The organism is Cytobacillus oceanisediminis (assembly GCF_022811925.1).
In the GTDB taxonomy this organism is placed as follows: domain Bacteria; phylum Bacillota; class Bacilli; order Bacillales; family Cytobacillaceae; genus Cytobacillus; species Cytobacillus oceanisediminis_D.
Genome location: NZ_CP065511.1, coordinates 4,287,236 through 4,299,259, shown reverse-complemented (window position 1 = coordinate 4,299,259; position 12,024 = coordinate 4,287,236). Strand labels below are relative to the sequence as shown.

The following is a 12,024-nucleotide window of genomic DNA, read 5'->3' as shown; positions in this document are numbered from 1 at the left end:
TCCTGATTAAAGATGTATAAGTAAGAGTTCCTCTATGAGCAAGTACATCGACAGGAGTGGCTTTCATGTATATAGATGGTGTTTTTTCAGGAGGAGGCATCAAAGGATTTGCCTTAATCGGGGCATATGAAGCAGTCCATAAAAGGGGATTTCGATTCAAACGGGTTGCTGGAACAAGTGCAGGGTCCATTGTGGCTGCTTTAATTGCAGCCAATTATACAAGTGAGGAAATATATCAGCTCGTCGATGAATTTGAAGTCAAAAAGCTTCTTGATGAAAGAAAAACATTCATCCCCTTTGCAGTCGGAAAATGGCTTAATCTGTATTGGCGTCTGGGATTATATAAAGGGTCGGAGCTGGAAAGCTGGATGGCTCAGAAGCTGGCTGACAGGGGGATTAGAACATTTTCTGATTTGCCGCCGCAATCGCTGAGAGTCATAGCGTCCGACCTGACAAATGGAAGGCTGGTTGTATTGCCTGATGACCTTGTGCATTATGGCATTGATTCAGCTTCATTTCCGGTAGCAAAAGCTATCAGGATGAGCTGCAGCCTCCCGTATTTTTTTGAGCCGGTCAAGCTGAATGGCTACAGCAGCACAAATGTCATCGTGGATGGAGGGGTACTAAGCAATTTTCCCATGTGGCTATTTGATAAGGAAAATGTGAAAAAGACAAGGCCTGTGCTCGGGATAAAGTTAAGCCATAATCTAAGCGAACGGCCGCCGAAAAAAATCGACAACGCCATACAAATGTATGCGGCGCTTTTTGAAACGATGAAGGACGCGCATGATGCAAGATACATCTCGAGAAAACATGCACAAAATATTATTTTCATTCCAACGGATGGCGTACTGACTGCGGAATTTGATATAACCGAGCAGAAGAAAAAAGACCTTCTGGAGCACGGCAGGCAATGTGCGGAGCAATTTTTTTCATCATGGAGCTATTAATTAGAAAAGCCATGAGCTCGATCTGGAAGGTTCCCCCAGAATTCAGGACTTATCATATAAAAATAAAAAATCGAGCCCGAATTAAAGGGAGGCTCGATTTTTCTTTTTGCCTTTTTTGCCTTCTATGACTGTCAAGTGTGGTGAAGATTTTTTCTTAGACTTTTTAATTGAAGTAAGGGAACCTACAGAAGCCTTTCTTCCATTGGTTGAGCCCGTTTCTTTATTGTTAAAGCGCCTTTTTGATTTTTTGGCTGCCTTTATAAAAGCTCGCTGCTCCCGCTTTGAGGGACTAGATCTGTTAAAGCGCTGAAAAAGAAAGTATACAACAGCACCAATGATGACAATGACAGCTATTCTCTGCAAAAAACCGGCAGGATTTGAGATCAGGCTGACGGCAACTCCGATGACAGCTAGCATAATGAGCCCGGAGACAATATAAAATGCAAATGGTTTTTTCAAGAAAGCCACCTCCCTAAAAGCATGATGAGCAATTTTATAAGCTTTTAAACTATATAAGCTAAAGTTTATCGAAATAATTAATGAAAGTTGTCTTCATATTTTTCTTTTCCTATTTCTTTACAATTTAAACAGCAGATTATTAACTTTTAATAAGTATCAGGAATAGCTGCATATTTACCAAAGAGTATCCCGCATGTTGCTTATACTTAAATTTATGCTGTGCACACCAGTCCCGGAACTCACTTTACCTCAAATAAGCACAAAATCAAAGGACTGTATCATTATTATTTTATTCGACCTAAAATCTCATAAAACCTCTATACAACAGGAAAATATATAAAAAATATGAACGATCTTTGCCGGATGGATTAATCCAATCTGCATTTATTTTAAATCTGATGCAATGGAATAAATGCGTGTGGACATAATAGGAAAAGGAGGTGGCGCAAAGTGGCAGAAGAAAAAGAGCGCTTGGAACAGGATCAAAGGGAAAAACCAATGTCTTTTATGGCAATGGTGGTCATTACCGGACTGGTTGGAGGCATTCTTTGGAGCGGCCTGGCCTATCTGGCTTACGTGTTTAATTTTACCGAAATTCGCCCTAATGTCATTCTCGAACCCTGGACGATTGGGGCCTGGAAAGAGGGCTGGCTGGGAACTCTGATCTCAATTCTCCTTATTGGGGCAATATCAATTGTGGCGGCCTTAATTTATTATGCAGCGCTGCGGAAATTTCAAAGTATTTTCGTGGGGGCTGGCTATGGAGTTGCCCTTTTTTTACTTGTATTTTTTATACTCAACCCAATCTTCCCTGGAATCAGCCCGTTTTGGGATCTTGAGCGGAATACAATTATCACATCGATCTGTTTCTATATATTATTTGGCGTATTTGTAGGGTATTCCATTTCATATGAAGCTCAAGAAATACGAGGCAAGACTGAAGATGAAAAAAAGGCCCGGACAGATCCGGATTTAACTTGATGAACAAAGCATAATGGCGAATGTTAAATCTTTGTGCATGATTGCTGTTAAGTAATGAAGAATTTTGCGAAAAGCGCTATACATCAGAACTGTATGAAATTTAGCTTTATGATAGAATGTTCTTAATGGGCATTCTTTTTCGATGCTGTCAGGATAAGACTTGAATAGAAAGAGAGGCCCGTCAGCAACTATGTAAAAGGGGGTTGAACATGGGGAAAATACTCCTGTTAAATGGGCCGAATTTAAACCTGCTCGGCAAAAGGGAACCAGGTGTTTATGGAAAAGAAACGCTTGATCAGCTGGAGCAAAATATGAAAGCATTGGGTGCTTCATTTGAGACAGAAGTGACCTGTTTTCAGTCAAATCATGAAGGGGAACTCATTGACAAGCTTCACCTCGCCAATGAAGATGGCACACAGGGTATTATTTTCAATCCCGGCGCATTTACCCATTATAGTTATGCGATCAGGGATGCTGTTGCAGGAATCCAGGTTCCTTTGATCGAAGTACATATTTCAAATGTTCATGCCAGGGAAGAATTCAGGCATACTTCTGTTATTGCACCTGCTGCAATGGGCCAAATAGTTGGTCTGGGCTTTAAAGGGTATGAACTGGCTTTTCATGCATTAATGGATTTTCAAAAGGGGAGAGGATAAGATGGAAAAAATACAAAAATTACGCGCACGCTTTACAGAGTATGGGATAGATGGAATGCTGATTACCAGCAGTTTCAACCGCCGTTATATGACTGGTTTTACCGGTTCATCCGGCGTGGTATTAATCAGTGCGGATAAAGCACTCTTCATAACCGATTTCCGCTACACAGAACAGGCAGCTAAACAGTGTGAAGGGTATGAAATTTTGAAGCATACTGGTGCAATTCCAGAAGAAGTTGCCAAACAGGCTGAACAGCTTGGGATCAAAAAGCTTGGCTTTGAAGAGAATCATCTAACTTTTTCATCCTATAAAGCCTATGGAAAAGCTGTTAACTCTGAGCTTGTCCCTGTTTCTGACACAATTGAAAAGTTACGCTTGATAAAGACCGATTCAGAGATTAAGATAATAAAAGTGGCAGCTGACATTGCAGATGCTGCGTTTAAACATATTCTTGATGTCATTCGGCCAGGAATTACTGAATTGGAAGTTTCCAATGAATTAGAATTCTTTATGAGAAAAGCGGGTGCAGTTTCATCATCGTTTGATATTATCGTAGCATCCGGATACCGTTCTGCTCTTCCGCATGGAGTAGCCAGTGATAAAGTTATTGAAAAAGGTGATTTTGTCACACTGGACTTCGGCGCTTATTATAAGGGCTATGTTTCAGATATTACCCGTACGGTTGCTGTTGGAGAACCTGAAGATAAGCTGAAAGAAATCTATACAATTGTGCAAGAAGCTCAGGAGCGGGGGATGGAAGGCATCAAACCGGGAATGAGCGGAAAAGAAGCAGATGCCTTAACCCGTGATTATATTTCTGGTAAAGGCTATGGCGAATATTTTGGCCATTCTACCGGACATGGCATCGGGCTTGAAGTGCATGAAGGGCCTGCATTGTCATTTAAGTCTGATGTTATACTTGAACCTGGAATGGTTGTAACGGTGGAGCCGGGCATTTACATACCGGGCCTCGGCGGTGTCCGCATTGAGGATGATACAGTCATTACAAAGGATCACAATGAAACGCTTACTCATTCTACTAAAGAATTGATTATTCTTTAATTGTACACATTAGGAGGACAAACTCATGATTTCTGTAAACGATTTTCGTACGGGATTGACGATTGAAGTTGATAACGGCATTTGGCGTGTAATGGATTTCCAGCACGTTAAACCGGGAAAAGGAGCGGCATTTGTACGTTCCAAATTGCGTAACCTTCGCACAGGTGCTATTCAGGAAAAAACCTTTCGTGCAGGTGAAAAAGTAGGGAAGGCACAAATCGATAACCGCAAAATGCAATACCTTTATGCAAATGGCGATCAGCATGTTTTCATGGACAATGAGTCTTATGAGCAAATCGAGCTGCCTGCATCAACAATTGAGTATGAATTAAAGTTTTTAAAAGAAAACATGGAAGTTGCTATTATGCTTTACCAGGGAGAGTCTCTTGGAATCGAGCTTCCTAACTCTGTTGAGCTTACAGTGACTGAAACAGAACCAGGCATTAAAGGGGATACTGCTTCCGGCGGAACGAAACCTGCTACACTTGAAACAGGCCTGACTGTACAAGTTCCTTTCTTTGTTAATGAAGGAGATAAGCTGATTATCAATACAACTGATGGTTCATACGTGTCACGTGCATAATTTGATAAAAAAATCCCGATCTCTCGGGATTTTTTTTTATCCTTTATATTTCCTGCCTTCAGCTCCGGGGGATATGTCAGTATCATTGCGATTATTATAATCAGGGTCAGATGCAGTAGCATTTCTGTTATCGCGTGTTCCGCCAAGATAAGCCCTGTCGCCTTTTTTCTGGTATTTTAAAAATTCACCTAAGTTCTCATTCATCCTAAAACCTCATTTCTCTGGGAAGTTACTCAGTGAAACATTATTAGTATTAGCTTTTTCCTCATGATTATAATACGAAGATCTTCTAGCTATAATATGTGAACTCTGCCGTGATTTGGCTTTCTATGTCTATAGTTCCGGGCTGGATAGGCGTGCTGACGGCACTTTTAACAAAAGTGGAGGATTGAAACGAAACAGGCTGCTCTATGCCTAAAGTTCCTTCCGCAACCGATACCGGGGTGCTGATTAATTGTACTCTTAGTGCAGAGGCAATTGTTTCTGCCTTTTTGTAAGCATCCATAACGGCCAGACTTAATGCCTGCTGGTACAATTCCGACTGGTTTTCAGCTTCAAAATGAATTCCTCTGACAGTGTTTGCACCGTTATCCACTGCTGTATCCACAACAAGTCCCGTATTTTCTATCTCATCGACAGTAATGCCTAGTATATGCTCAACCCTGTACCCGCGGAAAATTTGCTTGCCATCCACAAAATCATACTGCGGAAAAATGGTGAAATCGGACGTTTGAATCTGCTTATCTGTTATTCCAATAGCATTAAGAGCCTTTTTGACACTTGAAATGGCATCTGCATTCTGTTCCTGTGCTTTCTGAAGCTCCTGGTCTTCTGTTAAAACTCCCAGCTTTATGTTAGCCTGGTCAGGCTGTACAGCTAGCTTCCCCTCACCTGAAACCTTTAAAATATTTGGCTTTGATCTGGAATGGCTTCCTGTTTGCACAGAATTGCGGACAAAGGGCTGGTAATAATACATGGATTTCATTCCCCGCTTTCATTGAGGTATCTTTCTAGAATTACGCGGGAGAAAGAGAGAAAATGCGTACATTATTAATCCCAGCTGTAATTCATCAGCCGCGCAATTCTCTTTGGTATATCTGTATTCTCCATCACTCCTGTAAAAGTTTCGCTCCCAATGCCATATGCAAATAAAGGAATCATATTGCCTGTATGTCCGCCGGTTGAGCTGAGAGATCTTACTTTATTCGTTAAAATTCCTCCATGATATTTTTCTGCAATCAGGCTGCCTATTTCCCATGCTGCTAAATATTGAGGATAAACCTGGCTGTCTGTTTTCATCAGCTTGCCATTAAATTCTTCAATTTCCTGCTCGGTTAAATCAATGTTTGCATACTTTTTTAAAACATCCTTCACGCTTTCTGACCGATAAGTGTCCCTATTTTCATCTCTAGCAAATTGGCTGACCATATACTGCGGGGTCGCCTTGATTTCTTTTAACTGCTGTATATCCAGCGGCTCTGATGCTGATATACCCATAGTTTCATGATCAGCGGCAACCAAAACCAGTGTCTCTTTGTCCTTTTTTGCCCATTCAACCGCATATTTGACAGCTTCATCAAATTCAATGGTTTCTTTCCAGATGCTTGTAATATCGCCTGCGTGTGAAGCATGGTCAATCCTTGCGCCTTCAGCCATAAGAAAAAATCCCTGTTTTCCTTTTGAGAGTACACTGATCGCTTTTTCAGTCATTTCTTTTAAGCTTGGTTCTTTGCTGTTTTTTAGAGGACGGTCCAGTTTAAAGTTCATATATCCATTATTGAACAATCCGAGAAGCTTTTCCCCTTTTGCTTTCTGCATTTCATCCCGATTGCTTGCATAGTCATACCCTTTCATCCTGGCCTCCTTAATTAAATCCTTCCCGCCTTGCTTTTCCGGGCTGAAATAGGCTCTCCCGCCTCCCATTAACACGTCCACCTCATTATTCAGCTGCTGGCGTGCAATTTCCTCCTGTCCAGACCATCTGTTTGAAACACTTGCTGTAAAGGCGGCAGGTGTTGCATCTGTAACTGTATTGGTAGAGATAACCCCCGCCTTTTTTCCGTTTTTCTTGAATAAATCAAGAATGCTGTCTGTTTCCTTCCCATCAGGAGTGACTCCGATCATCTCATTATTCGTTTTTATTCCAATTGCAAGTGCAGTGCCACCGGCAGCTGAGTCTGTAACAAAATTATTGGCAGATTCGGTATGCACCAATGCCGTGTGAGGGAGAGATTCCAGGAACAGCCGCCCATCCTTTCCATATTCCAGTTTTCTTGCAATCTCAATCTGGCCTATTCCCATTCCATCCCCAATCATCAGAATGACATTTTGCGGTCCTTTAGTATTTCCCTGATGAGCCATTCCTTCTGCAGGGAAGAAGCCAAGGACTAAAATATGAAAAATAACCATAATGTAAATGCATTTAGCTTTCATAAATTGACACCAGCCTTTATCAACGTTCTTATTGGATTATTTTTTGGAGAAAAGATTTTTTTTACTCAGCGAAAAGCTTGTCCTAAATAAATGTGAAGCTTGCAAATCTAAGTCATATTGTTTTGCCTCAGGCATACATTTTAAATAATGAGAAGCTAGTCCGAAATCAGATTATGAATGGAGGAGCAGACATGGAAACGATTATAGCCTTTTTGCCGAAAAAAATTGCCGAACAAATACAGAGAATCCCTCCGCAAATCTTAAAGGATCTGGAGGAAATCAGGGTCCGCATTTCCAGGCCCATTGAGCTGACAGCAAGGGGAGTACCGCATTATCTCCCTTATATAGTTGAGTCAGAGGATGCCATGCATTTGCTGAATAAAATAAGCCATTTTTCTATTTACACACTGGAGGAAGAACTGAAAAGAGGATATATCACGATTGAAGGCGGCCATAGGGTGGGACTTGCTGGAAAGGTCATTCTTGAACAAGGAAAGGTTAAGGCAATCAGGGATATTTCCTCTTTTAACATTAGAATTGCCAGGGAGAAAATCGGCATTGCCCAGAATTTGATTCCCAGAATTTACAGGGATGGGTGGCTGCATACCATGATTATTGGTCCGCCGCAGACTGGTAAAACCACCTTGCTGCGAGACATTGCAAGAATCATTTCATCTGGTGATCCCAATCGTGACTTTCCTGCCAGCAAGGTCGGGATTGTGGATGAACGCTCCGAAATAGCAGGATGTGTGAACGGAATCCCGCAAATGACATTTGGGAATAGAATTGATGTCCTGGATGCCTGTCCAAAAGCTGAAGGCATGATGATGATGATTCGTTCCATGAGCCCCGAGGTTCTGGTTGTTGATGAAATTGGCAGGCATGAAGATGCAGAGGCCATAATGGAGGCTGTAAATGCCGGAATAAAGCTGATTATGACTACACATGGAAATTCTCTGGAAGAAATTAAGAAGCGCCCCACTTTACAAGCCATACTGGAAATGGGCATTTTTCAGCGATTTATTGAACTGAGCAGGAAAGAAGGGCCAGGCAGCATTGTGTGCATTAGAAACTCAGACGGTGCGGGATACCCGTATAAAGCGGGCGTGATGTAAATGATGAAGGTTATTGGAGCTGTTTTGATCATCATTGCTACAACGTGGGCAGGATTTGAAGCTTCGAGGCATCTGACCGAAAGGCCGCGCCAGCTTCGCCAGCTTAAATCGGCCCTGCAGTCGCTGGAGGCTGAAATTATGTATGGCCATACGCCTCTTCATGAAGCAGCCAGAAGACTTTCTGCCCAGCTTTCCAAGCCGTTATCCTGGTTCTTTGAATCCTTTGCAAAGAAATTGACTGATTCCGAGACGACCGTTAAGGACGCCTGGGAAGAAAGTTTGAAGGAAATATGGAAAATGACGGCTTTTAAACAAGGGGAATTCGAGATCATGAAGCAATTTGGCGAAACACTTGGAAGACATGACCGTCTTTCCCAGCAAAAGCAGATCATGCTGACCCTTTCCCACCTGGAACGTGAAGAAGCAGATGCACATGACAGACAAGTGAAATACGAGAGAATGGTCAAGAGTTTGGGGTTTTTATCCGGATTGCTCTTAATCATTTTACTAATGTAGGAAACGCCGGCAGCCTGAATTGCCGGACGCTGATCAGAGCTTAGGGGGAGAAAAGATGGGCCTAGAGGTAGATATCATATTTAAGATTGCAGGTGTCGGAATTGTTGTAGCCTTTTTGCATACAATTCTTGATCAGGTGGGCAAAAAGGAATACGCACAATGGGTGACGCTTTTCGGATTTATATATATCTTGTTCATGGTTGCTTCCATTGTGGATAATCTATTCCAAAAAATAAAATCTGTTTTTTTGTTTCAGGGATAAAAGGGGGGCTCAGCCATTGAAATTCTTCAGATAGTCGGATTTTCGCTTGTAGCCACTTTCCTGGCGCTGATTGTTAAGGAGCAAAAACCCAATTTTGCTTTTTTGCTGATTGTTTTTGTCGGCTGTGCCATCTTTCTTTTTCTGGTCGACCAAATTTATGCAATAATCCATATGATTGAAAAGATTGCCGTCAATGCAAAGGTGAATATCGTATATGTTGAAACCATTTTAAAAATAATCGGAATAGCTTATATTGCTGAATTTGCAGCCCAGATCACGAAAGATGCAGGACAGGGGGCCATTGCAGCAAAAATTGAGATGGGCGGGAAGATACTTATCCTCGCGATGGCTATCCCGATTCTTACTGTATTAATCGAAACCATCATTCGCATGATTCCGAGCTAGCTTGCGCCGGCCTGCTGAATATGCAGGCCGCCGGACTGGACAAGCACATATTGCTGGCATTAGATAGGGTCTTTTAAAAGAGGTGAAAAAAATGAAGCAAAGGATGCAGAAAATTTTATGGTTCAGCTTAATTCTATTCTTTTTCCTGGCACCAATTGTACAAGCCTCACCTAAGACCGGCGAAGCAGAGGAAACGATATCCCCCCAGGATTTAGTAGAATCTCAGGTGGAGAAGTTAGATCTTAATGAATTAAAAGGATTTTGGGAAGAAATCACAACGGAGTATGGAGGCTTTTTGCCTGAAAGCCAAAAGGGGAGCCTCTATGAATTTATAAAGGGAGAAAAGGAATTCTCACTAAAAGAGTGGGCTGCAGGCGCAATGAAGTTTGTGTTCCATGAGTTCATTGTAAATGGAAAACTGCTGGGAACCTTGATATTGCTGACGGTATTCAGCATGTTCCTCCAGTCCCTGCAGAATTCATTTGAAAAAAGCACTGTCAGTAAAGCGGCATATTCAATCGTGTTCATGGTTTTAATAATTATTGCTCTGAATAGCTTTCATGTTGCGATCACTTACACACAGGAAACCATTTCAACCATGGTGTCATTCATAATGGCTCTCATACCGCTGCTGCTTGCACTGATTGCTTCTTCGGGAGGTGTGGTATCCGCTGCTTTTTTCCACCCGGTGATTTTATTTTTGATGAATGTCAGCGGGTTATTTATCCAATATGTCATCCTTCCGCTTTTATTTTTATCAGCCCTGTTAAGCATTGTCAGCACATTGTCAGAACACTATAAGGTAACTCAGCTTGCGAATCTGCTCCGGAATTGGAGCATCGGGCTTCTCGGGATGTTTCTGACAGTCTTTTTGGGAGTTATATCAGTTCAGGGAGCCTCAGCCGCGGTTACTGATGGAATTACCATTCGTACAGCAAAATTTATTACTGGAAATTTCATTCCGGTCATTGGAAGGATGTTTACAGATGCGACTGATACAGTAATTAGCGCTTCGGTGCTATTGAAAAATACTGTTGGGATAGCAGGTGTCGCCATTCTCCTTATTATCGCAGCTTTTCCTGCAATCAAAATTTTAATGATTGCGTTTATATATAAATTCGCGGCAGCCATTTTGCAGCCGCTGGGGGGAGGGCCGATCATATCCTGCCTGGATATAATCAGCAAAAGCATCATCTATGTTTTTGCCGCTCTGGCCATCGTCTCCCTGATGTTTTTCCTTAGTATTACGGTTATTATAGCAGCCGGTAATTTGACCATGATGGTCAGGTAGGGAGGGAATGAAGTGGATTTCATAAAAGAATGGGTAACGAACATCATATTATTTGTTCTGCTTGCCACTGTCATAGATATGCTCCTCCCCAGTTCCAAGCTTCAGAAATACACAAAAATGGTGACAGGGCTGCTGCTGATTGCGATTATACTTACACCAATTTTAAGAATTATATCAAGTGATTTTGAAGAGGCACTTGTTTCAGTGCCAGTTTTTGAGGCATCCGGAGAAAAAAATATGGAAAATTTAATAGAAATGAAGAAAAAAGAAATACAAGCCTCAAGTGATGCATATATTTTAGAACAAATGGCTGTCCACATGAAACAGGACGCAGAAGAGGAGTTGATGGAACAGTACGGTCTGGAAATTGCTAACATTGATATTTTAGTAGATGAAAGCAGTGATCAAGCCTTCCCGGATAACCTGCAAAAGGTCATGATCCAACTCAAAGCAGAAGATGCAGAAGCTGAAGCTGTAGAAGTGGTTAAAACAGTAGAAATCAATGCCGGGAAACCTCTTCCATCCAGCGGTCCCGAACATGAAGACGCAGTAAGAATTGCTTCTTTTCTCGCACAAAAATGGAATGTAGACGCAAACTCAATCGAAGTTCTGGTAGAAGGGGGGAATATGGATAAGGATGGATAATGAAAAAGGTCCTTTCACATGGATAAAGAAGCTGATCTCCAAAGATGGGCAGTCTGATAAGAAACCCGGTAAATTCCATTATTTGCTGCTTGTTCTCCTTTTTGGAGCAGCGATCATGCTGATCAGCAATACGCTGTTTCAAGAAGACAGCTCCACCGAGGATTTGTCCGTTTTTAAAAATGGAGAAGAAGAAGTGAAGCAGGAGGAAGAGGTGCCAGTATTCGGCCAGCAGAAATCTGGAGGAAATGACACAATCGCCAATTATGAAAAGGCATACGAAGCTCAAATAAAAGAGGCACTTGATGCAATCGTCGGAGTAGAAGATGCCACTGTTGTGGTTAATGTGGATGCCACAGAGAAGAAAGTCCTTGAAAAAAACAAAACGACCCAAACACAGAAAACCGATGAAACAGATCGGGAAGGCGGCAAAAGGAAGGTTGAGGATCAGTCACAGGAGGAACAGCTTGTGATTGTCCGAAATGGAGAAAAAGAGGTTCCCATTGTCATAGAAACCAAGAAACCTGAAATAAGGGGAGTGCTGGTTGTGGCAAAAGGGGCTGAAAATATACAAGTGAAAAAGTGGATTATAGAGGCAGTAACAAGAGCGCTTGATGTTCCAAGTCATAGAGTATCCGTAATGCCTAAAAAAACTAAGGGGGAATAAT

At 41.9% G+C, this 12,024-nt stretch carries 16 protein-coding genes; 12 read left to right on the top strand and 4 right to left on the bottom strand.

Annotation, left to right across the window (positions count from 1 at the left end; genetic code table 11):
* Positions 1-65 precede the first annotated feature (65 nt).
* A complete protein-coding gene (locus IRB79_RS21580; protein WP_243504857.1) occupies positions 66-950 on the top strand; it encodes a patatin-like phospholipase family protein in 885 nt (294 codons plus the stop codon).
* An 81-nt stretch (positions 951-1,031) separates the two neighbouring features.
* On the opposite strand, the gene IRB79_RS21575 is transcribed toward IRB79_RS21580, so the two are convergent.
* Entirely contained in the window at positions 1,032-1,418 is a 387-nt protein-coding gene (locus IRB79_RS21575; protein ID WP_431833398.1) for an SA1362 family protein, read from the bottom strand.
* Positions 1,419-1,859: 441 nt separating this feature from the next.
* Between IRB79_RS21575 and IRB79_RS21570 the strand changes: the two genes are divergently transcribed.
* The 4 genes from IRB79_RS21570 (at position 1,860) to efp (ending at position 4,692) form a co-directional block, all read left to right on the top strand.
* Entirely contained in the window at positions 1,860-2,390 is a 531-nt protein-coding gene (locus IRB79_RS21570) for a YqhR family membrane protein (protein ID WP_113884385.1), read from the top strand.
* 209 nt (positions 2,391-2,599) lie between these two features.
* Positions 2,600-3,046, top strand: coding sequence for a type II 3-dehydroquinate dehydratase (aroQ, locus tag IRB79_RS21565; RefSeq protein ID WP_221878333.1), 447 nt, complete (start codon positions 2,600-2,602; stop codon positions 3,044-3,046).
* A gap of 1 nt (position 3,047) precedes the next feature.
* Positions 3,048-4,109 carry a M24 family metallopeptidase gene (locus IRB79_RS21560; protein WP_243504855.1) on the top strand — a complete coding sequence of 354 codons (1,062 nt, stop codon included), beginning with the start codon at positions 3,048-3,050 and terminating at the stop codon, positions 4,107-4,109.
* 25 nt (positions 4,110-4,134) lie between these two features.
* Positions 4,135-4,692, top strand: a complete 558-nt coding sequence (gene efp / locus IRB79_RS21555) for an elongation factor P (RefSeq protein ID WP_113884388.1) — start codon at positions 4,135-4,137, stop codon at positions 4,690-4,692.
* Between the two features lie 36 nt (positions 4,693-4,728).
* Here efp and IRB79_RS21550 read toward each other — a convergent pair whose 3' ends face one another.
* From IRB79_RS21550 to IRB79_RS21540, 3 genes are all read right to left on the bottom strand, one after another.
* A complete protein-coding gene (locus tag IRB79_RS21550) occupies positions 4,729-4,896 on the bottom strand; it encodes a hypothetical protein (RefSeq protein ID WP_243504854.1) in 168 nt (55 codons plus the stop codon).
* An 85-nt stretch (positions 4,897-4,981) separates the two neighbouring features.
* Positions 4,982-5,668, bottom strand: a complete 687-nt coding sequence (locus tag IRB79_RS21545) for an SIMPL domain-containing protein (RefSeq protein ID WP_243504853.1) — start codon at positions 5,666-5,668, stop codon at positions 4,982-4,984.
* 74 nt (positions 5,669-5,742) lie between these two features.
* Entirely contained in the window at positions 5,743-7,125 is a 1,383-nt protein-coding gene (locus IRB79_RS21540; RefSeq protein WP_243504852.1) for an alkaline phosphatase, read from the bottom strand.
* A gap of 191 nt (positions 7,126-7,316) precedes the next feature.
* Between IRB79_RS21540 and spoIIIAA the strand changes: the two genes are divergently transcribed.
* The 7 genes from spoIIIAA (at position 7,317) to spoIIIAG (ending at position 12,023) form a co-directional block, all read left to right on the top strand.
* Positions 7,317-8,240: a stage III sporulation protein AA gene (spoIIIAA, locus tag IRB79_RS21535; protein ID WP_243504851.1), complete on the top strand. Its 924-nt coding sequence runs from the start codon at positions 7,317-7,319 to the stop codon at positions 8,238-8,240.
* Positions 8,241-8,756, top strand: a complete 516-nt coding sequence (spoIIIAB, locus tag IRB79_RS21530) for a stage III sporulation protein SpoIIIAB (protein WP_113884392.1) — start codon at positions 8,241-8,243, stop codon at positions 8,754-8,756. It begins immediately after the preceding gene.
* 55 nt (positions 8,757-8,811) lie between these two features.
* The gene (spoIIIAC, locus tag IRB79_RS21525; protein ID WP_009332905.1) at positions 8,812-9,018 is read left to right on the top strand and encodes a stage III sporulation protein AC; all 207 of its coding nucleotides are present in this window, start codon (positions 8,812-8,814) and stop codon (positions 9,016-9,018) included.
* Between the two features lie 15 nt (positions 9,019-9,033).
* The gene (spoIIIAD, locus tag IRB79_RS21520; protein WP_172581968.1) at positions 9,034-9,423 is read left to right on the top strand and encodes a stage III sporulation protein AD; all 390 of its coding nucleotides are present in this window, start codon (positions 9,034-9,036) and stop codon (positions 9,421-9,423) included.
* Positions 9,424-9,514: 91 nt separating this feature from the next.
* Positions 9,515-10,714 carry a stage III sporulation protein AE gene (gene spoIIIAE, locus IRB79_RS21515; RefSeq protein WP_243504849.1) on the top strand — a complete coding sequence of 400 codons (1,200 nt, stop codon included), beginning with the start codon at positions 9,515-9,517 and terminating at the stop codon, positions 10,712-10,714.
* A gap of 12 nt (positions 10,715-10,726) precedes the next feature.
* On the top strand, positions 10,727-11,359 hold the full coding sequence (gene spoIIIAF / locus IRB79_RS21510) for a stage III sporulation protein AF (protein WP_243504847.1): 633 nt from the start codon (positions 10,727-10,729) through the stop codon (positions 11,357-11,359).
* A complete protein-coding gene (gene spoIIIAG / locus IRB79_RS21505; RefSeq protein WP_243504845.1) occupies positions 11,352-12,023 on the top strand; it encodes a stage III sporulation protein AG in 672 nt (223 codons plus the stop codon). Before spoIIIAF ends, spoIIIAG begins: the two co-directional genes overlap by 8 nt.
* Position 12,024 lies beyond the last annotated feature (1 nt).

Bases quoted from the DNA above. Each gene is read 5' to 3' on its own strand.
- aroQ (WP_221878333.1), top strand. From the start codon at position 2,600: ATGGGGAAAATACTCCTGTTAAATGGGCCGAATTTAAACCTGCTCGGC.
- spoIIIAE (WP_243504849.1), top strand. From the start codon at position 9,515: ATGAAGCAAAGGATGCAGAAAATTTTATGGTTCAGCTTAATTCTATTC.
- spoIIIAC (WP_009332905.1), top strand. From the start codon at position 8,812: ATGGGCCTAGAGGTAGATATCATATTTAAGATTGCAGGTGTCGGAATT.
- IRB79_RS21540 (WP_243504852.1), bottom strand. From the start codon at position 7,125: ATGAAAGCTAAATGCATTTACATTATGGTTATTTTTCATATTTTAGTC.
- efp (WP_113884388.1), top strand. From the start codon at position 4,135: ATGATTTCTGTAAACGATTTTCGTACGGGATTGACGATTGAAGTTGAT.
- spoIIIAA (WP_243504851.1), top strand. From the start codon at position 7,317: ATGGAAACGATTATAGCCTTTTTGCCGAAAAAAATTGCCGAACAAATA.
- spoIIIAB (WP_113884392.1), top strand. From the start codon at position 8,241: ATGATGAAGGTTATTGGAGCTGTTTTGATCATCATTGCTACAACGTGG.
- IRB79_RS21580 (WP_243504857.1), top strand. From the start codon at position 66: ATGTATATAGATGGTGTTTTTTCAGGAGGAGGCATCAAAGGATTTGCC.
- IRB79_RS21545 (WP_243504853.1), bottom strand. From the start codon at position 5,668: ATGTATTATTACCAGCCCTTTGTCCGCAATTCTGTGCAAACAGGAAGC.
- IRB79_RS21550 (WP_243504854.1), bottom strand. From the start codon at position 4,896: ATGAATGAGAACTTAGGTGAATTTTTAAAATACCAGAAAAAAGGCGAC.
- spoIIIAG (WP_243504845.1), top strand. From the start codon at position 11,352: ATGGATAATGAAAAAGGTCCTTTCACATGGATAAAGAAGCTGATCTCC.
- IRB79_RS21560 (WP_243504855.1), top strand. From the start codon at position 3,048: ATGGAAAAAATACAAAAATTACGCGCACGCTTTACAGAGTATGGGATA.